The sequence below is a fragment of the Kribbella sp. NPDC051587 genome (assembly GCF_044453945.1).
In the GTDB taxonomy this organism is placed as follows: domain Bacteria; phylum Actinomycetota; class Actinomycetes; order Propionibacteriales; family Kribbellaceae; genus Kribbella.
In genome coordinates, this window is record NZ_JBITDE010000003.1 from 413,833 (window position 1) to 432,892 (window position 19,060).

Here is a 19,060-nt window from a genome sequence, read left to right on the forward strand (position 1 = left end):
GCAGAGCCAGCCACCCGAGTGGCGCATCGCCGCCATCACCCCACCCTGACCAATGCCGCCATCACCGTCACCACCACACCAACCTCCGTCACACCCGCCGATCGCCAACGAGCGCAGAGCCAGCCACCCGAGTGGCGCATCGCCGCCATCACCCCACCCTGACCAATGCCACACCCCTCACCCGCCGTCCCCAAGCCCAGCGCGCGCCCGGCGTGGCGCGTGCCCGAGGTGGCGCCTGCCCAGGGGTCGCGTGCCGGGGGTGGGCGTGCCGGGGGTGGTGCGTGCCGGGGTGGTGTGTGCCCCGGGGGTGGCGCTCGCCCGGGGGTGCGTGCCCGGAGTGGGGTCCCCGCCACGCCACAGCAGGACGGTGCCGGGCTCGTGCGTGCCCGAGGTGGCGTGTGGCCGGGGTGGTGTGTGCCAGCAGGTGTGTGCCGGCCGTGGCCCGAGACAGCGCGGGTGCGATCGGCGCGGGACTGCTCGCGCAGCTTCTTGTTAGCCGGCCTCCAGCCGTCGCCTGCGGCGAGGCAATGTGCCGCTGCGGCCGGAGGCGGAGGGCGTCTGAGGCCAGTTAGTCGGCGAAGGCGGCGCTGACGGCTTCGGGTGCTGTGGGGTAGGTGAAGGTGAAGCCGGCGGACTCGAGGCGGGTGGGCAAGGTGCGGTTGCTGCCCAGGAGTTCCCATGCGAACTCGCCGAGGGCCAGCCGCATGACAGCCGCGGGGACAGGGACGAGCGCCGGCCGGTGCAGCGCGGCGCCGATCGCCGCGGCGACCTCGGCGTTGGTGGCGGGGGTCGGGATGGTGACGTTGACCGGGCCGGTCAGGGTGTCGTGGTCGGCGACGAAGCGGGCTGCGCGGAGCCAGTCGGTCAGCGAGATCACGGGGAAGTACTGCTTGCCGGAGCCGAAGCGACCACCGACGCCGAAGCGGAACGGGAGGGTCAGCAACTGGAACGCCGGAGCCTTGCGGGCAAGGACGACACCGGTGCGCAGTGACGCGACCCGGCAGCCGGCGGCGCGGGCCGGTTCCAGGGCGCCTTCCCAGACGCGGACGACGTCGGCGAGGAAGCCGTCGCCGAGGGGCGAGTCCTCGGTGAGGATCTCGTCGCCGCAGTCGAGGCCGTAGCCGCCGACACCGCTCTGGGTGATCAGGGTGGGCCGCTTCTCCAACTGGGCGGCGGCGTTCGCCAGGGTGGCGGTGGTGGTGACGCGGCTCTCGCGGAGGGTCTTCCGGTACGTCGGAGTCCACGGCCGGCCGATGTTGGCCCCGGCCAGGTTGATCAGGACGTCGGCGTCGCTGATGCCCGCGAGGTCCAGCTCACCACGGGCCGGGTCCCATTGCAGTTCGCCGGGAGCGGACGGCGTACGGCGGACCAGGCGGATGACGTCCTGGCCGTCGGCGGCGAGGTCGCGGGCAAGGGATTGGCCGAGGAAGCCGGAGGCACCGGCGAGCACGTATTTCATGCGGTTCGCTCCTTGCTAGAGATGAGACCGGCGCCGGTCCGTCGGAACGGAACCGGCGCCGGGTCGCGCGGTACTACGGGTGGATCAGACGTCGAACTGAGCCTCTTCGAGCCGCTGCTTGACCGCCGTCAGGTAGCGGGCCGCGTCGGCGCCGTCGACCAGGCGGTGGTCGTAGGTGAGGGCCAGGAAGACCATCTGACGGATCGCGATGGTCTCGCCGAGCTCCGGATGGGTGATGACGACCGGGCGCTTCACGACGGCACCGGTCCCGAGCATGCCGACCTGCGGCTGGTTCAGGATCGGGGTGTCGAACAGGGCGCCCCGGCTGCCGGTGTTGGTGATGGTGAACGTGCCGCCCGCCATCTCGTCCGGCGTCACCTTGTTGTTGCGGGTGCGGTCGGCCAGGTCGGCGATCTTCTTCGCCAGGCCGGCGATGTTCAGGTCACCGGCGTTGTGGACGACCGGGACCATCAGGCCGCGCTCGACGTCGACCGCGATGCCCAGGTGCTCGGCAGCGTGGTAGGTGATCTCGCCCTTCTCCTCGTCGATCGACGCGTTCAGCTTCGGGTACTGCTTGAGCGCGTCGATGGCGGCGAGGGCGAAGAACGGCAGGAAGCTGAGCTTGGTGCCCTCGCGGGCCTCGAACTCGGCCTTCTTCGCGTTGCGGAGCTTGGCGATCTCGGTGACGTCGACCTCGACGACCGTGGTCAGCTGGGCCGAGACCTTGAGGCTGTTGACCATGTGCGCCGCGATCGCCTTGCGGATCCGGCTCATCTTCTCGGTCGTACCGCGCAGCGGGCTGATCGTCGCGGCCTTCGCGGCGGGAGCGGCGGCTGCTGCCGGGGCGGCGGCCGGTGCTGCGGCGGCCGCGGCCTTCTGGGCCTCGGCGGCGGTGATGACGTCCTGCTTGCGGATCCGGCCACCGACGCCGGTGCCCTGGACCGCGTTCAGGTCGACTTGGTGCTCAGCGGCCAGCTTGCGGACAAGCGGCGTGACGTAGTTCGGGCCCTCGCTGGAGCTTCCGTTCGAAGAAGCAGCCGGTACGGCGGGCGCCTGCGCCGGCGGAGCTGCCTGCGGGGCCGGTGCGGCCGCGGGGGCGGGCGCCGCTGCGGCCGGAGCTGCCTGCGGCGCGGGGGCGGCCTGAGGCGCCGGGGCTGCCTGCGGCGTGGGAGCCGGGGCTGCGGCGGGTGCCGGAGCCGGAGCGGCTGCCGGGGCCGGGGTCTCGGCCTTCGAGGCCGGGGCTGCGTCGCCGGAGCCGACGATCGCGAGTTCGGCGCCGACCTCGACGGTCTCGTCCTCGGCGACCTTGATCTCGAGGAGCTTGCCGGCGACGGGCGACGGGATCTCGGTGTCGACCTTGTCGGTGGAGACCTCGAGCAGCGGCTCGTCGACGGCTACGTCGTCGCCGACCTGCTTGAGCCAGCGGGTGACGGTTCCTTCGGTCACGCTCTCGCCGAGGGCGGGGAGGGTGACGGAGGTGCCCGATGCGGCCGAGGAGGCCGAGGCCGCGTCGGCCGAGTTGGAAGAAGAGTCAGCCTCAGCAGCCGGGGCCGGTGCCGGGGTTTCGGCGGGTGCCTCAGCGGCGGGGGCGGCCTGCTGAGCAGGAGCCTCAGCGGCGGGCGCGGCCTCCTCGGCCGGAGCAGCCTCGGCGGGGGCGGCTTCGGCGGCGGGGGCCTCGGAAGCGGGAGCGTCGGCGGAGCCGGTGGACTCGCCGGCGTCACCGATGACGGCCAGTTCGGCGCCGACCTCGACGGTCTCGTCCTCGGCGGCCTTGATCTCGAGGAGGGTGCCCGCGACGGGCGACGGGATCTCGGTGTCGACCTTGTCGGTCGAGACCTCCAGCAGGGGCTCGTCGACGGCAACCGTGTCGCCGACCTGCTTGAGCCAGCGGGTGACGGTTCCTTCGGTGACGCTCTCCCCGAGGGCCGGCAGGGATACAGAGGTCGGCATGACGGTCGTTGCTCCTTCGTCTGATCGGTCGAGTGTCAGCCTACGGTGCCGCTGGCGCGCGCAAGACACGGGTCTGACGAGTCACGCGAACTCGCCATCCACGTCTCGAACCTACTCCGGCGTACCAGCGGCAACTGCGGGTTGTCGGCGCACGGCTACCGGCGAGGCGCCGCCGGTAGCCGGACGCTCAGTCGTGGAAGTGCAGGGGCTTGCCGGCGAGCGCCATGTGGGCCTCGCCGAGCGCCTCGTTCTGGGTGGGGTGGGCGTGCACGAGCGGGGCGACGTCGGCCGGGTAGGCCTCCCAGTTGTAGACCAGCTGGGCCTCGCCGATGAGTTCGCCGACCCGGGAGCCGACCATGTGCAGGCCGACCACGGCGCCGTCCTTGGCGCGGACCAGCTTCACGAAGCCCGACGTCTTGAGGATCTGGCTCTTGCCGTTGCCGCCGAGGTTGTAGTTGAGGATCTCGACCTCGCCGTACTTCTCCCGTGCCTGCTCCTCGGTGAGACCGACGGAGGCGACCTCGGGCTCGGAGTACGTGACCCGCGGGATGCCGGCCTCGTCGATCGGTGTCGGCTTGAGACCGGCCAGGTGCTCGGCGACGAAGATGCCCTGCTGGAACCCGCGGTGTGCGAGCTGCAGGCCGGGCACGATGTCGCCGACGGCGTAGACGCCCGGCACGCTGGTCTGCAGGTTCGCGTCGACGGTGACGAAGCCACGGTCGAGCGCGATGCCGACCTCGTCGTACCCGAGGCCTTCGGTGTTCGGGCCGCGGCCGACGGCGACGAGCAGGACCTCGGCCTCGATCACCTCGCCACCGGCGACGGTGACGCGGACGCCGTTGTCGTGCGTGTCGACGGACTCGAACGGCGTACCGGTCTTGAAGGTGATCTTGCGCTTGCGGAAGGCGCGCTCCAGCGTCTTGCTGCAGTCGGCGTCCTCGGACGGGACGAGCCGGGGCAGCGCCTCGATGATCGTCACCTTGGTACCGAACGAGGTCCAGGCGCTGGCGAACTCGACGCCGATCACGCCGCCGCCGAGGATGACGGCGGACGCCGGCACCCGGTCCATGGTCAGCGCGTGCTCGCTGGCGATCACGCGGTTGCCGTCGATCGTCAGCCCGGGCAGCGAACGCGAGTAGGAGCCGGACGCGATGATGACGTTCTTGCCCGTGTACGTCGTCCCGTTCGCCGCGACCGTGGTCGGAGACGTGAGCCGTCCCTCACCCTCGATCACGGTGATCCCGCGGGCCTTCAGCTGGCCCTGCAGGCCCTTGAACAGCCGGTCGACCACACCGTCCTTGTACTTGTTCACGCCGCCCATGTCGATGCCCTCGAGCGTCGTCCGGACGCCGAACTGCTCACCCTCGCGGGCGGAGTCGGCGACCTCGGCGGCGTGCAGCAGGGCCTTGGTGGGGATACAGCCGCGGTGCAGGCAGGTGCCGCCGACCTTGTCCTTCTCGACCAGGGCGACGGATTTGCCCAGGGTCGCGGCGCGCAGGGCCGCGGCGTACCCGCCGCTGCCGCCGCCGAGAATCACCAGGTCGTACGTCGTACCGCTGTCTGCCGGGTTCGTCACAGGTTCCTCCGTGGGCGTGTGGTCGGCGGGCCGGCTCCGGATCACGGTTCCGGACCCGGCGTCATCTTCGCACGTCGCGGAATTGCCGCTTTTGGCAGAAACCGTTACCGGGGTTTTCTGCGGATGAGTTGCGGTGATAGGGGAGACTTGCTCCATGAAGTGGTTCGGTCGCCGGCAGAAGGCCGGCACGATGCGCAGGTCGGACACGCCCGACCAGGCGCACCTGCGGGAGTTCGCCCTGACTCGCCAGGGAGTGGAGGGCTTCGTCGAGCCACGCACGGCCGTGACGGAGTACACGATGGTGCTGGTCGCCGTCGACGGCGAGTGGACCCGCCGCCGCGTCCCGTCGGTCCAGTGGGCGCACAACTTCGCCAACAAGCTGGGCATTCCGTCGTACGACGCCGCCGTGGTCGGTTACCCGCCGCGGATGCGCGAGTACAACGCCCGGATGAAGAAGCAGGGCCTCATCTAGAGACGGCGTGATCTAAAGGATGGGGACCCGCGCACGCACCCCGGCAACGACGTCGGAATCCACGACCGCGTGCAGGACGCCGGGTGTGTGGTCGAGGCGGGCCGCGGTGTGGCCCAGGGGAGTGGTCAGGCTGCTGCGGCCGATGCCGAGCGGGTCCGTGCCCTGCGGTGTCGTATAGGCCTGGTCGCACGCCAGCAACCACGCCTGCGCGTCGGCGGCCCGCGCCCGGGTCAGCAGGTCCCACTGCTCTTCCTTGCCCGGTCCAGCACCCCAGGACGCCGGTACGACGATCAGCTCGGCACCGAGTCGACCCAGCGCACTGAACTGATCAGCGAACCGCAGGTCGTAGCAGGTGGCCAGTCCGATCGCCACGTCCCGGTAGCTGAAGCTCACCAGCTCGTTGCCCGGAGCAACCGTGTCCGACTCGCGGGACCCGAACGCGTCGTACAAGTGGATCTTCCGGTACGACGCCTCCACGCCGGGCCCGGTCGCGAGCAGCGTGTTGTGGACCCGCCCGTCGGACGACGGCTCGAAGAGTCCGGCGACCACGACGATCCCGAGGTCGGCCGCCACCTTGCGCAGTCCGGTCGCGAACGGGCCGTCCAGCGGCTCGGCGACACTGAGCAGGTCAGTGCCGAAGCAGGCCAGCGTGGCCTCGGGCAGGGCGACGATTTCGGCTCCGCCGTCGGCCGCCCGCCGTACGGCGTCTGTCGCGGCCGCCAGGTTGGACACCGGGTCGGGGCCGGTGGTGAGCTGGGCCGCAGCCACGCGTAGATCTGTCATCAGGACCTCCGTGCCTGTATACATTGAGTATGCAATTGAGTGGGGATTCCGGCCGGGACCGTGCGTACCAGTACCTGCGCGGCACGGTGCTCAGCGATCCGGCGGTGTCGGGGACGTTCATCAACGAGCAGGCGGTCGCGACCGAGGTCGGCATCTCGCGGACGCCGGTCCGCGAGGCGCTGCTGATGCTCGCCGCCGAGGACCTGGTGCAGCTCGTCCCGCACCGCGGAGCGTTCGTCGCGCCGGTTCCGGGGCGCGAGATCGCCGAGATGATGCAGGCCCGCGGGGTGATCGAGACCTGGGCCGCGACCACGTCGCTCGCGGCCGGCAATGCGCCGGTGGCCGCGATGGCCGCCGTACTGGAGCAACAGCGCGCGATCGTCGACCGCGGTGATGCGAAGGAGTTCATCGAGCTGGACAGCCAGTTCCACGCACTGCTCGTCGCAGCGGCCGGAAACTCCGTGTTGGGCCGGCTGTACGACAACCTGCGGGCCAAGCACGTGCTGCTCGGCATCGTCGCGCTGCAGCGCAGCGAGACCCGGCGGCAGGAGGTCCTGGTGGAGCACCAGGCCATTGTCGACGGTCTGGCCACCGGTGCGCCCGAGGCGGCCGAGAAGGCGATCCTCGGCCACCTGGGCACCACCGGTTCCATCCTTATGCACGGCTGACTGCAAGGTCCTCGTCGTCGACCACGGCGCGGCCGAGGCGCAGGCCGACCAGCGTGATCACACAGGCCACCACGATGTACAGCGCGATCACATAGCCGGTTCCGGCCTTGGCCAGGAAGTACGTGAAGGCCAGCGGCGCCAGAGCGCCACCGATCACTCCGGCGAAGGTGTAGGCGAGTGAGCTGCCGGTGTAGCGCAGCCGCGCTGTGAACTGCTCAGACACGAACGCAGCCTGCGGTCCGTACATCAGCGAGTGGAACACCAGCCCGACGACCACACCGAGCACCAGAGTCCCCAGAGACGACGCGATAGCGAAGAACGCGACGCTCCACACCGCTCCTCCGGCCGCACCGATGCCGTAGATCAGCCGCCGCCCGTACCGGTCCGACAGGTAGCCGGAGAACGGGATCAGCGCGACCTGACAGGCAGAGCCGATCAGTACGGCGGTCACCGCCTGGCCGCGACTCATGTCGAGCTCTTTGGTCGCATAGGTGAGCACGAACACGGCGAACATCGCGTAGAGCACATCCGGCCCGACTCGCGCCAGGATCGCGGCGATCAGCGGCCGGCGCTGCGTCCGCAGTACCTCGGTCACCGGAGCAGTCGGCCGATCCCCACGGGCCTCCAGCTCCTTGAACACCGGAGTCTCCTCCAGCTTGGACCGAATGAGCAGGCCAAAGGCAACCAGTACGGCGGACAGCAGGAAGGCGACTCGCCAACCCCAGCTGAGGAACTGGGCCTCGGTCAGCAACCCAGCCAGCAGAGCCAGTACGCCGTTTGCCAGCAGGGTCCCGAGCGGTGGGCCGACCTGGGCCGCGGATGCCCAGAACCCGCGCTGCCCGGCCTGACTGAACTCACTGCTCAGCAGAACCGCACCGCCCCACTCACCGCCCACACCGACACCCTGCGCGAAACGCAGCACTACAAGCAGTGTCGGCGCCAGTGCACCCGCTTGGGCGTGGGTCGGCAGTAGACCGATGCAGAAGGTGGCTACGCCGATCAGGAGCAGCGTGGCGACCAGCACGCGCTTGCGGCCGATCACGTCACCGAGTCGCCCGAAGATGATGCCACCGAGCGGCCGGGCGATGTAGCCGACCGCGTAGGTCCCGAAGGCCTGCAGAGTGCCGGTCAGTGGCTCGCTGCCAGGGAAGAAGAGGTCGCCGAAGACGAGTGCGGCTGCGGAGCTGTAGACGGCGAAGTCGTACCACTCCAGCGAGGTGCCGGACAGGCTCGCGGCGAACGCCTTGTAGAGGCCGCGGCGCTCCGGGGTGTCAGTGGTGGGGCTGGACATCGGGTGGACCTCCTTGGGGGATTGCTCCATACTCGTTGTATACGACGTGTTCACGCAAGCTCTCGGAGCAGATAATCGGAGGAACGCCGATCATGAGTCAGACGCTGCGGTTCGCCCTACCCACCGGCAGTGAGCGGGAGATTACCGTCCGCTACGCCCTGAATGCCGGGTACGCCGGTCGCGACACCGAACAGGTCCAGCACCACGTGGACGAGCTGGCCGAGCTCGGTGTCCCCGCGCCGTCCCGGATCCCGACTCTCTATCCATTGTCGGCGTCCCTGGTGGGTCGGCCGGAGGTCGTCCAGGTCGCGCACGCCAAGACGTCCGGCGAGGCGGAGTGGGCGCTGGTCGTCGGCGACACGCCGGAGGACCTGTTGCTGACGGTCGCGTGCGACCACACCGACCGCGCGCTCGAGGTGCATGGTGTTGCCTGGAGCAAGCAGTCGGCGCCGGACGTGCTCGGCGATGTGGCCTGGCCGTTGGCCGAGATCGCCGACGAGCTCGACCGGTTCACGCTCAAGGCGTGGGTCCGTCACGGTGACACCGAAGAGCTCATCCAGGACGGAACACTCGCACAGCTGCTGCCCCCGTCGTACTGGATCAAGGAGCTCGGCGACCGGCTGGTGTCGGGCACGGTGCTGCTCAGCGGCACGATCCCGATGATCGCCGGTGTCGACCAGTTCGCCGACGCATGGCGGGTCGAGATGACCGATCCGCGGGGTGTGACGAGCCGGATCGTCTACAGCGTCGAGCAGCTCGCCGAAGCCTGGGACTGAGCTTTTCGTGAAGCGTGAGCGGGAATTCTTCGCGACCGGTCAGCTGCCGTGGATGGTTGCCGACGGCATCGAGCAGCGGGTGCTGAGCGCCGCGCCCGACGGTACCCTGACGCGGCTTGCCCGATGGCCGGCCGGTACGACGTCAGGGGCCGAGGTGATCAGGCACGAGTACGTCGAGGAGGTGTATCTGCTCGAGGGATCGCTGACCGATCTCACCCTCGAGCAGACCTTCCACCCCGGCGACTACGCCTGCCGGCCGCCGGGGATGCCGCACGGCCCGTACACCACGGCCGACGGCTGTCTGATGCTCGAGATCCGCTACTCAGCTCGCTGAGGCGGCGAGCTCGACGAGCGTCCGGACGGCGTAACCGGTGCCACCGTTCGGTGTGTAGCCGGAGGCGGAGCCGTCGTTGAAGGCCGGGCCGGCCACATCCAGGTGCACCCAGTCGATGCCCTCGGCAACGAAGTCGCCGAGGAACGCGGCGGCCGCGAGCGCGCCGCCCCAGGCCTCACCGGTGATGTTGGCCAGGTCGGCGACCTTCGAATGTGCCTTCAGCTTGTCCAGCATCTCGCTCGGGATCGGCAGCGGCCACATCGGCTCACCGGCCGCGACGGCGGCGTCGACGACCCGGTCCCGGGCGGTGTCGGTGTTGCCGAAGGCCCCGGCCACCTTGGTGCCCAGGGCAACGACACAGGCGCCCGTCAGCGTGGCGACGTCGACGATCAGGTCGGGCTGGTCCTCGGAAGCGCGCACCAGGGCGTCACCGAGTACGAGCCGGCCCTCCGCGTCCGTGTTCAGCACCTCGACGGTCTTACCGCCGTACATGGTCAGGACGTCGGACGGGCGCGCGGCCGAACCGGACGGCATGTTCTCGGCCATCGCGGCGTATGTCGTCACCTGGACCGGCAGCCCGAGCTTGGCGATCGCCAGCGTGGCACCGATCACGGCGGCGGCGCCGGCCATGTCGGACTTCATGCTGATCATGCCGTTGGCCGTCTTCAGCGAGAGGCCGCCGGAGTCGAAAGTGATGCCCTTGCCGACGAACGACAGGTGCGTCACCGGCTTCTTCGGCGTGTAGCTGAGCCGGACCAGCCGCGGCGGGTTGGTGGAACCCTGGCCAACGCCGAGGATGCCGCCGTACCCGCCCTTGACCAGGGCCTTTTCGTCGAGGACCTCGACCTTGACGCCGTAGTCCTTGCCCAGCTTCACCGCGTGCGCGGCGAACTCGACCGGGTGCAGGTCCGACGGCGGGGTGTTCACCCAGTCGCGGACGAGCCGGATCGCCTCGGCGGTGACCTCGGCGCGCTCCAGCGCGGCCTTGGCCTCCTTGGTCCGGGCGAGGTCGGTCAGCACGGTCACGGCGCCGGCCTGGTCGGCCGAGCTCTCCGACTTGTACGTCGTGAAGGCGTACCGGCCGAGCAGCGCGCCCTCGGCCACCGCACGGACGCATTCGGCGTCCGGCGTCGGCAGCGCGAAGGCGACCGACTGGGTCAGCTTGGCGGCGCGGACAGCGGTCCCGGCGGCGGTCCGGAGGTCCTCGGTCTTCAGCGTGCCGTCGGGGGCCTCGCCGAGTCCGACGGCGATCAGCATCGCCGACTTGCCCGGCTTCGGGCCGGGCACCTTGGTCACCTCACCGGTCTTGCCGGTGGCGCCCAGTCCGGACAGCACCTCCACCAGTTGCCCGCCGTACGCGGCGTTGAGCGACTCGGTGCCGGCCGGCAGGGTGACGGCGCCGTCGAGTTTGACCACGCCGATGACCACTGTGTCGGTTCTGACACCGGCAGCATCGGACTTGCTCAGGGTGATGGTGCTCACGAAATTCTCAGTCCTCCTTGACCGGTGCGCGGATGGCCGGTCGTGACGGTACGTGAATACTGCCTTCGCATGCTACGCGTCAGGTAGCTTGCCCTCCATGACCGGTTCGCCTGGATTGAAGAAGTCGCCGTTGCACGAGCGCCATGTCGCGCTCGGAGCCAAGTTCGCCGAGTTCGGTGGCTGGGAGATGCCACTGGAGTACTCCGGCGTGGTCGCGGAGCACACCGCGGTCCGGACGTCAGTGGGCGTCTTCGACGTGAGCCACCTGGGCAAGGCCACGGTCACGGGGCCGGGCGCCGCCGCGTACGTGAACGCGTGCCTGAGCAACGACCTCGGCAAGATCACGCCGGGCCAGGCGCAGTACACGCTGTGCTGCAACGAGCGTGGGGGAGTGGTCGACGACCTGATCGCCTACCTGCACGCCGACGACGACGTGTTCCTGATCCCGAACGCCGCCAACACCGCCGAGGTGGTGCGGCTGCTCGCGGCGGAGGCGCCGGAGGGCGTTGTGGTGAAGAACACGCACGACGACTACGCGATCCTCGCCGTACAGGGCACCAACAGCGACGACGTGGTCGCAGCCATCGGTCTACCGACCGGCCACGACTACATGTCCTTCGCAGTCGCCGACTTCGCCGGTACGCCGGTAGTGGTGTGCCGGACTGGTTACACAGGCGAGCGGGGGTACGAGCTCGTCGTACCGAATGCTGCTGCGGTCGGGGTGTTCGACGCGTTGCTGACGGCCGGCGAGCAGTACGGGATCGTCCCGGCGGGTCTGGGCGCGCGAGACACGCTGCGAACCGAGATGGGCTACCCGCTGCACGGCCAGGACATCACTCCGGACATCACTCCGGTGCAGGCACGGTCCGGCTGGGCTGTGGGCTGGAAGAAAGAGCACTTCTGGGGCGACACCGCCCTGCGGGCCGAGAAGGAGGCGGGCCCCGCGCGCATCCTTCGCGGCCTGCTGGCCGTCGGCCGGGGCATCCCGCGGCCGCACATGTCGGTCTCGGACTCGTCCGGTACCGCACTGGGTGAGGTCACCTCCGGCACGTTCTCGCCGTCGCTGAAGAAGGGCATCGCCCTGGCGTTGCTGGATGCCTCGGTGAAGGAGGGTGACGAGGTGACTGTCGACATCCGAGGCCGTCAGGAGGCCTTCGCTGTCGTCAAGCCACCGTTCGTCACCGTCAACGTACGGGAGGGCTGATTCAGCCCCAGTCTCAAGCTCTCGTCATGAGGAGCGGCTGCCGCCTCCATGCTGGCGCTCTAGCGGTCCGGTCGGCAGGCCGACGCTCTGGCCGTCTACTCCTCTCTTGTACGACGCCTGGACCAGGAGCTCGGTCTGGAGCCAGGGGCCGAGGCGCGTGACCTTCAGGTCGCCGTCCTGCGGCAGGACCCGTCGCTGGACATCGCCGTTCCCTCAGCGGTGCCGAGGGAGCTCCCGCGGACATAGGCCTCCTGGTGGGGCGAGACGACGTACTGGACGAGCTGTCGGCCGTGCTGGCCGGCCCGGCGCGGCCCGGCGTACCGGCTGGGGCACCGGTTGGCAGATGCGTTCCCGGAGGGGCCGGGCCCGGCTCGAACTGGCGACCGGGCAGGCCGCACGTGCGCGCGAGATCCTCCGAGTCGCGATGGCGAACATCAAGGACACCGGATCTGCCGTCCGGGAGCTCGAGCAGCACTGGGAGCTGCTCGGATTCGGACCGGTGTCCGTTGATCCGTAGCTGTCAGTGAGGCGGCTTGAATTGTTACATTCTGTTATTTTGTGGCACAAATTGGCCACTGTCGGTGCTGTGCCGACGCGTTTCGCGAAGGATTGACTGCGGATAGTCACCATTGAAGGCAAATGTTCCGGTCGAGTACCCGTTCCGGTAACGATTTGTGCACTGCTGTCGAGCACCGCTGGTTTGGTGTCACAGTGTCAGGCAGGCTAGCGCGCGGCTGGGGGGTTTGCCGGTGTCAAGGGGATTTGACGCAGGCCCTTCCAGCGAGCGAATGTTCGGCACGATCTACAGACCGCGCCGGACTGAGGGACCACCACAGACCATCCGGCTGACAGAGCTGACGGAGCGCGAATGAGCATTGGGTCACCCGACTCGACCGTAGGGATCGAGGACCACCCGGCCTCTGCGGAGCCCGAGCGGGCCAAAGGTGTCGCGCACGGTAAGTCGCCGACCCGGATCGCGATGGACCGGCTGCGCAAGGACAAGGTCGCACTCGTCTGCGCCTCCCTCGTGGTGCTGTTCATCCTGGTCGCGATCTTCGCGCCGGTGCTGGCGAAGCTCGAAGGTTCGGACATCGCGAAGTTCAACCCGGACCTCGTCGACGCCTACGGCTTCCCGACCACCGGGCCGACGGCCGCGCACTGGTTCGGCGTCGAGCCGAAGACCGGCCGCGACAACTTCGCCCGCTGGGTGTACGGCGCCCGTCCGTCGCTGATCATCGCGTTCGTGGCCACGGTCTTCGGGACCGTCGTCGGGGTCGTGATGGGCCTGCTGGCGGGCTTCCTCGGCGGCTGGGTCGACCGGGTCATCTCGTGGCTCATCGACTTCGTGCTGAGCCTGCCGTACCTGCTCTTCGCGATCGCGATGGTGCCGATCGTCGAGCAGTTGCGCGGCGGTTCGTTCAACCTCACACCTTCCCAGCAAGCGTCGATCAGGTTCTTCGTGCTGATCTTCGTGCTGTCCTTCTTCGGATGGGCGGGCCTGGCCCGGATCATCCGTGGTGAGGTGCTCTCTCTGCGCGAACGCGAGTTCGTGCTGGCTGCCAAGGCGATCGGGGTGCCGACGCGGCAAGTGTTGTTCAAGGAACTGCTGCCGAACCTGGTGGCACCCATCGTCATCTCGGCCTCGCTGGCGCTGCCGGCGTATGTCACTGCGGAGGCCGGGTTGTCGTTCCTCGGTGTTGGTCTGATCGAGCCGGTCCCGTCCTGGGGCCAGACGATCGCCACCGCTACGAACTGGTTCAAGGCCGACCCGATCTATCTCTGGCTGCCGGTGCTGGGCATCACGATTCTGGTGCTCGCACTCGCGCTGCTGGGCGACGCGGTCCGCGACGCCTTCGACCCGAAGACCCGCCGGTAGCCCGGCGTTGCCCCGAGCGGCAGAAAAGGAGAAACACGACAATGCAGTGGAAACGGATCACCGCGGTGGCGGCGACGGTCATGCTGGCCGCCGTGGCCTGCGGCAGCCCGTCGTCGAACAGCGGCACCGGCGGTAGTAGCAACGCCGGTCCAGGCGGCGCTCAGGTCAAGGCGATCGACCCGACCGCCAAGGGCCCGGCCGCACCGATCGACGGCGCGAAGACCGGTGGCACCATCACTGTCCTCTCGGACGTCACGCCGGACACCTTCGACCCGACCAACATCTACTACGTCGACGGCAACCAGATCGGCAAGCTGATGTACCGGGCGCTGACCCAGTACAAGCTGGACCCGGCGACGGGCAAGCCGACGCTGGTGCCTGACCTGGCCGAGGACCTGGGTACGCCGTCGGCCGACGGCCTGACCTGGACGTTCAAGCTCAAGCAGGGCATCAAGTACATGGACGGCACGCCGGTCAAGGCCGCCGACTACGCGTACGCGATCAAGCGTTCCTTCGCGCACGACCTGTACGACGCCGGACCGACGTACCAGCTGCAGTTCTTCAAGGACGGCGACAAGTACAAGGGCCCGTACGCCGCCGGTGGCGAGAACTACTCCGGTGTCGAGACGCCGGACGACAACACCCTGGTCATCCACCTGGCCAAGAAGTTCAACGACCTTCCCTTCTACGCGGCGTTCCCGATGTTCACGCCGATCCCGCAGGGCAAGGACACCAAGAAGAACTACGAGCAGCACCCGATGACGACCGGCCCGTACCAGGTCGACTCGTACACCGCGGGCAGCGAGCTCAAGCTGACCAAGAACACCAACTGGGACCCGAACTCCGACCCCGTGCGTTACCAGTACGTCGACGGGTTCGACTTCAAGTTCGCCCAGGACACCATCAAGGTGCAGCGGCAGGTGCTGGCCTCGGCCGGACCGGACGCCAGCGCGCTGAACTACAGCAACCTGGACGTCAGCCTCTACCCGGAGCTGAAGGACCCGTCGCAGCTGGTGAAGGGTGGCTCTCCCTGCACCATCACCTGGCCGATGGACACCCGGAAGATCCCGCTCGACGTCCGCAAGCTGATCGTCAAGGCCTACCCGTTCGACTCCTGGCGCAAGGTCTCCGGCCAGGCTCCGGACAGCTCGTTCCCGGCCTCCACGATCCTGCCGCCGGCCGTCCCGGGCTACGTCAAGTACGAACTGCCGGGCATGAACGGTACCGGTAAGGGTGCTGAGGACGACGCCGTCGCGGCCGAGGTCAAGTCCGAGCTGGAGAAGCTGGGCAAGTCCGGCTTCGAGCTCAGCTGGTACTTCTCCAACGACGACAAGATCGCCACGCAGGTCAACCAGCTCCGTACGCAGGTGTACGAGAAGGCCGGCTTCAAGGTCAAGGCCACCGGTGTGCCGAAGGCGCAGATCCGGACCCTGACCGGCGACCAGAACGCTCCGGTCAACATGGGCAAGACCCCCGCGGGTTGGTGCTCCGACTGGCCGACCGGTACCAGCTGGTTCCCGGTTCTGTTCAAGTCCGACGCGATCGCGCTGGGCAACAGCATCGGCCAGCTGTCCGACAAGGCGCTCGACGCCGAGATCGACCGGGTCGCGGACCTTGACCCGAACGCTCAGCTGACCGAGTGGTCGAAGGTCGACAAGAAGATCCTGCAGGACTACCTGCCGCTGGTGCCGCTGTACTACTCCGGCAGCGCCTTCCCGGTCGGTAAGAACATCGGTCACGCCATCAACGACATGACGCAGGGCATGCCCGAGTTCACGTCGCTGTACCTGAAGCAGCCGTAACGGTTCGCTGACGGATCTCGCTTGATCTGAAAGAAGGGTGGTGGTCGGCCTCCGGGCCGGCCACCACCCCCCTCGGTGAGGAGACACCTCGTGCTCTACTTCGTGGCGCGCCGCCTGGTCAGCGCGCTCAGTGTCGTGTTGGTCACGCTGATCGCGACCTTCGCGTTGTTCTTCATCGCGCCGACCGACCCGGCCGCCGCGATCTGTGGTGAGCGCAACTGCACACAGCAGCGCTACGACGAGATCAAGCAGAACCTGCACCTGGACAAACCCAAGGTCCAGCAGTTCGCCGAGTACACCGCGGGCATCTTCGCCGGGCGGACCTTCGAGACGTCTGGCGTCATTCAGGAGTGCCACGCACCCTGCTTGGGGTACTCGTTCAAGAACGACCGGCCGGTCACCGACATGCTCAAGCAGCGGCTGCCGGTCACGGTCTCCCTGGTCGCGGGGTACGCCGTACTCGTGCTGACCATTGGTGTCTTCGTGGGCTCGATGGCTGCGAAGAGACGCGGGACGCTGGGCGACCGGGCGCTGATGAGCAGCACCCTGATCCTCAGCTCGGTGCCCTACTACATCGTGGCGCTGATGATCTCGCTGTACCTGACGATCCTCTACCCGATCCTTCCACGGGGTGGCTATACGCCGATCTCGGACAATGCGGGGAAGTGGGCGGCAGGCCTGATCACCCCCTGGCTGGTGCTGGGGATCTACAACTGCACGGCCTATGCCCGGTACTCCCGTGGCTCGATGGTCGAGACGTTGAGTGAGGACTACATCCGTACGGCGCGGGCCAAGGGCCTGTCCGACCGCCGGGTGACCTACAAGCACGCGCTGCGCTCGGGCATGATCCCGGTCATCACGATCTTCGGTCTGGACGTCGCCGGCAGCCTGGCCGGTGCGATCTTCACCGAGCGGATCTTCGACCTGCCCGGCCTGGGCAACCTGGTCCTGCAGAGCCTGGAGAGCTACGACCTGCCCGTCATCATGGGGACAGTGCTGGTCGCCTCCGTGATCCTGGTGGCGATGAACTTCCTCGTGGATGTGGGCTACAGCCTGATCGACCCGCGGGTGAGGCTTTCGTGACCACTCCCGCCCCCGAAGACCGGAAGGACAGCATGGCCGAGAGTGCAGGTGGGCAGCCGGTAGCGGCCGCCGACGCCAAGCGTGGCCCGTCGGTCGCCACCCGGGAGAAGCGCTCCGGGCTGATGAACCCCAGCGGCGAGACGCCGTACCTGGTGGTCGAGGACCTGACGGTGAAGTTCCCGACCGCCGATGGTGTGGTCAGCGCCGTGAACGGACTGAGCTACTCGGTGCCGCTGGGCCGCACGCTGTCGATCGTCGGCGAGTCCGGCTCCGGCAAGTCGGTCTCCAGCATGGCCGTGATGGGTCTGCACGACCGCAAGCGGACCCAGATCACCGGCTCGATCCGGCTCGGCGGTGACGAGCTGGTCGGCCTGTCCGAGAACGACCTGATGAAGGTCCGCGGCGACGCGGTCGCGATGGTCTTCCAGGACCCGCAGTCCTCGCTGCACCCGCTCTACACGGTCGGCAACCAGATCTCCGAGGCCTACCGCGTGCACCACAAGGTCTCCAAGGACGTCGCCAAGAAGCGCGCCCTGGAGATGCTGGACCTGGTCGGTATCCCGAACCCGATCCGGCGGTTCAAGCAGTACCCGCACGAGTTCTCCGGCGGTATGCGGCAGCGCGCGATGATCGCGATGGGTCTGGTCAACGACCCGAAGCTGATCATCGCCGACGAGCCGACGACAGCCCTCGACGTCACCGTCCAGGCACAGATCCTGGACCTGCTGAACAACCTGCAGAAGGAGTTCGGCTCGGCGATCGTGCTGATCACCCACGACCTGGGTGTGGTGGCCGAGATGGCCGACGACGTACTGGTGATGTACGCCGGTCGCTGCGTCGAGTACGGCACGGCCGAGGACGTCCTGGCCAACCCGCGGATGCCCTACACCTGGGGTCTGCTGGAGTCGATCCCGACGGTGTCGGCGGCCAGCGAGCGGCTGCGCCCGATCAAGGGTCTGCCGCCGAGCCTGCTGAACCTGCCGACCGGGTGCTCGTTCAACCCGCGCTGCCCGTACAAGGACCGCGTCAAGGGTGAGCGCTGCACCACCGATCTGCCCGAGCTGCTGCCGGTCGACGGCGCCGGTGCCCACACGTCCCGTTGTCATCTGCACGACAAGGCCTCGATCTACGAGGCCGAAGTCCTGCCGAGACTCGGCTGACAGCAGACGTGACACGGGACTGAGGAGAGAGATGAGCGACACAGTACGTCCGATCGACCAGCCGGCCGCTGCGGGCGAGACGCTGCTGCGGGTCCGCGACCTGAAGATGCACTTCCCGATCAAGGAAGCTGCCGGTCTGGGCCGGACGAAGAAGGTGGTTCAGGCCGTCGACGGCGTGAGCTTCGACCTGAAGGCCGGCGAGAGCCTCGGCCTGGTCGGCGAGTCCGGATGTGGCAAGTCCACCACCGGCCGGATGATCACCCGGCTGCTCACGCCGACGTCGGGCGAGATCAACTTCAAGGGCACCAACATCGCGCAGCTGAAGGAGCGGGAACTGCGCCCGTTCCGCCGCCAGCTGCAGATCGTCTTCCAGGACCCGTACAGCTCGCTGAACCCGCGCCAGACGGTCAGCAACATCATCAGTACGCCGTTGCGCGTGCACAACCTGGTGAAGCGTGGCCAGGAGCTGGCCCGGGTCCAGGAGCTGCTGGAGCGGGTCGGTCTGAACCCCGAGCACCACAACCGCTACCCGAACGAGTTCTCCGGTGGTCAGCGCCAGCGGATCGGGATCGCCCGCGCACTGGCGGTCGAGCCCGAGGTGATCATCGCCGACGAGCCGGTCTCCGCGCTCGACGTGTCCATCCAGGCCCAGGTGATGAACCTGCTGGAGGACCTGCGGCGTGACCTCGGCATCGCGTTCGTGTTCATCGCGCACGACCTCGGTGTGGTCCGGCACTTCTGTGACCACGTCGCGGTGATGTACCTGGGCAAGATCGTCGAGCAGGGACCGCGGGAGCAGATCTACGGCGCCCCGCAGCACCCGTACACCCAGGCGCTGCTGTCCGCGGCTCCCGACCTCGGCACGATCCGCGGCGTTCCGGCCAAGGAGCGGATCCGGCTGGTCGGCGATGTCCCGTCGCCGATCGACCCGCCGAGCGGTTGCCGCTTCCGGACCCGGTGCTGGAAGGCCGAGGACATCTGCGCCACCCAGGAGCCGATGCTCGAGGGCAAGCCGCAGTCCGCCCCCGGCCACGCCGCGGCCTGCCACTTCGCCGAGCCGAAGGTCGACCTCGTCGCCGACATCGCCTGACGGCAAGCGTTCCAAGAGCCGCCCCGACCACCCCGGTCAGGGCGGCTCTCGGCT

17 protein-coding genes and 1 pseudogene are annotated in these 19,060 nt (G+C 68.6%); 12 read left to right on the forward strand and 6 right to left on the reverse strand.

Annotated elements, in window-relative coordinates; translation table 11 throughout:
* Positions 1–568: 568 nt before the first annotated feature.
* The 3 genes from ACIA49_RS14155 to lpdA form a co-directional block, all read right to left on the reverse strand.
* Positions 569–1,459, reverse strand: a complete 891-nt coding sequence (locus tag ACIA49_RS14155) for a TIGR01777 family oxidoreductase (protein ID WP_396377551.1) — start codon at positions 1,457–1,459, stop codon at positions 569–571.
* 84 nt (positions 1,460–1,543) lie between these two features.
* Positions 1,544–3,409 carry a 2-oxoglutarate dehydrogenase, E2 component, dihydrolipoamide succinyltransferase gene (gene sucB, locus ACIA49_RS14160; protein ID WP_396377552.1) on the reverse strand — a complete coding sequence of 622 codons (1,866 nt, stop codon included), beginning with the start codon at positions 3,407–3,409 and terminating at the stop codon, positions 1,544–1,546.
* A gap of 187 nt (positions 3,410–3,596) precedes the next feature.
* Positions 3,597–4,985: a dihydrolipoyl dehydrogenase gene (gene lpdA, locus ACIA49_RS14165; RefSeq protein ID WP_396377553.1), complete on the reverse strand. Its 1,389-nt coding sequence runs from the start codon at positions 4,983–4,985 to the stop codon at positions 3,597–3,599.
* 154 nt (positions 4,986–5,139) lie between these two features.
* Between lpdA and ACIA49_RS14170 the strand changes: the two genes are divergently transcribed.
* Positions 5,140–5,457: a hypothetical protein gene (locus tag ACIA49_RS14170; RefSeq protein ID WP_396377554.1), complete on the forward strand. Its 318-nt coding sequence runs from the start codon at positions 5,140–5,142 to the stop codon at positions 5,455–5,457.
* A gap of 12 nt (positions 5,458–5,469) precedes the next feature.
* Here the strand turns inward: ACIA49_RS14170 and ACIA49_RS14175 are convergent, their stop codons facing one another.
* Positions 5,470–6,240 (reverse strand): carbon-nitrogen hydrolase family protein, encoded by a 771-nt coding sequence (locus ACIA49_RS14175; protein WP_396377555.1) that lies wholly within the window; start codon positions 6,238–6,240, stop codon positions 5,470–5,472.
* Positions 6,241–6,269: 29 nt separating this feature from the next.
* Here ACIA49_RS14175 and ACIA49_RS14180 point away from each other — a divergent pair, with 29 nt between their 5' ends.
* On the forward strand, positions 6,270–6,908 hold the full coding sequence (locus ACIA49_RS14180; RefSeq protein WP_396377556.1) for a GntR family transcriptional regulator: 639 nt from the start codon (positions 6,270–6,272) through the stop codon (positions 6,906–6,908).
* Here ACIA49_RS14180 and ACIA49_RS14185 read toward each other — a convergent pair.
* On the reverse strand, positions 6,895–8,199 hold the full coding sequence (locus ACIA49_RS14185) for an MFS transporter (RefSeq protein WP_396377558.1): 1,305 nt from the start codon (positions 8,197–8,199) through the stop codon (positions 6,895–6,897). The two genes, ACIA49_RS14180 and ACIA49_RS14185, sit on opposite strands and share 14 nt — an antisense overlap.
* A gap of 92 nt (positions 8,200–8,291) precedes the next feature.
* Between ACIA49_RS14185 and ACIA49_RS14190 the strand changes: the two genes are divergently transcribed.
* Positions 8,292–8,975 (forward strand): DUF2848 domain-containing protein, encoded by a 684-nt coding sequence (locus tag ACIA49_RS14190; RefSeq protein WP_396377559.1) that lies wholly within the window; start codon positions 8,292–8,294, stop codon positions 8,973–8,975.
* A gap of 7 nt (positions 8,976–8,982) precedes the next feature.
* Positions 8,983–9,309 (forward strand): cupin domain-containing protein, encoded by a 327-nt coding sequence (locus tag ACIA49_RS14195; RefSeq protein WP_396377560.1) that lies wholly within the window; start codon positions 8,983–8,985, stop codon positions 9,307–9,309.
* On the opposite strand, the gene ACIA49_RS14200 is transcribed toward ACIA49_RS14195, so the two are convergent.
* On the reverse strand, positions 9,298–10,791 hold the full coding sequence (locus ACIA49_RS14200; protein WP_396377562.1) for a leucyl aminopeptidase: 1,494 nt from the start codon (positions 10,789–10,791) through the stop codon (positions 9,298–9,300). The genes ACIA49_RS14195 and ACIA49_RS14200 overlap by 12 nt on opposite strands.
* 97 nt (positions 10,792–10,888) lie before the next feature.
* Here ACIA49_RS14200 and gcvT point away from each other — a divergent pair, with 97 nt between their 5' ends.
* The 8 genes and pseudogenes from gcvT to ACIA49_RS14240 all read left to right on the forward strand — a co-directional run bounded on the left by gcvT (position 10,889) and on the right by ACIA49_RS14240 (position 19,006).
* On the forward strand, positions 10,889–11,995 hold the full coding sequence (gene gcvT / locus ACIA49_RS14205) for a glycine cleavage system aminomethyltransferase GcvT (RefSeq protein WP_396377565.1): 1,107 nt from the start codon (positions 10,889–10,891) through the stop codon (positions 11,993–11,995).
* A 75-nt stretch (positions 11,996–12,070) separates the two neighbouring features.
* Positions 12,071–12,241, forward strand: a pseudogene (locus ACIA49_RS14210) (BTAD domain-containing putative transcriptional regulator); the annotation flags it as partial.
* A gap of 97 nt (positions 12,242–12,338) precedes the next feature.
* Positions 12,339–12,512 (forward strand): hypothetical protein, encoded by a 174-nt coding sequence (locus tag ACIA49_RS14215; protein ID WP_396377566.1) that lies wholly within the window; start codon positions 12,339–12,341, stop codon positions 12,510–12,512.
* Between the two features lie 351 nt (positions 12,513–12,863).
* A complete protein-coding gene (locus tag ACIA49_RS14220) occupies positions 12,864–13,871 on the forward strand; it encodes an ABC transporter permease (RefSeq protein ID WP_396377567.1) in 1,008 nt (335 codons plus the stop codon).
* 41 nt (positions 13,872–13,912) lie between these two features.
* Positions 13,913–15,673 carry an ABC transporter substrate-binding protein gene (locus ACIA49_RS14225; protein WP_396377568.1) on the forward strand — a complete coding sequence of 587 codons (1,761 nt, stop codon included), beginning with the start codon at positions 13,913–13,915 and terminating at the stop codon, positions 15,671–15,673.
* Positions 15,674–15,763: 90 nt separating this feature from the next.
* Positions 15,764–16,756, forward strand: a complete 993-nt coding sequence (locus ACIA49_RS14230) for an ABC transporter permease (protein WP_396377569.1) — start codon at positions 15,764–15,766, stop codon at positions 16,754–16,756.
* 122 nt (positions 16,757–16,878) lie between these two features.
* Positions 16,879–17,916 (forward strand): ABC transporter ATP-binding protein, encoded by a 1,038-nt coding sequence (locus tag ACIA49_RS14235; protein WP_396377845.1) that lies wholly within the window; start codon positions 16,879–16,881, stop codon positions 17,914–17,916.
* 31 nt (positions 17,917–17,947) lie between these two features.
* Positions 17,948–19,006, forward strand: a complete 1,059-nt coding sequence (locus ACIA49_RS14240; RefSeq protein ID WP_396377570.1) for an ABC transporter ATP-binding protein — start codon at positions 17,948–17,950, stop codon at positions 19,004–19,006.
* Positions 19,007–19,060 lie beyond the last annotated feature (54 nt).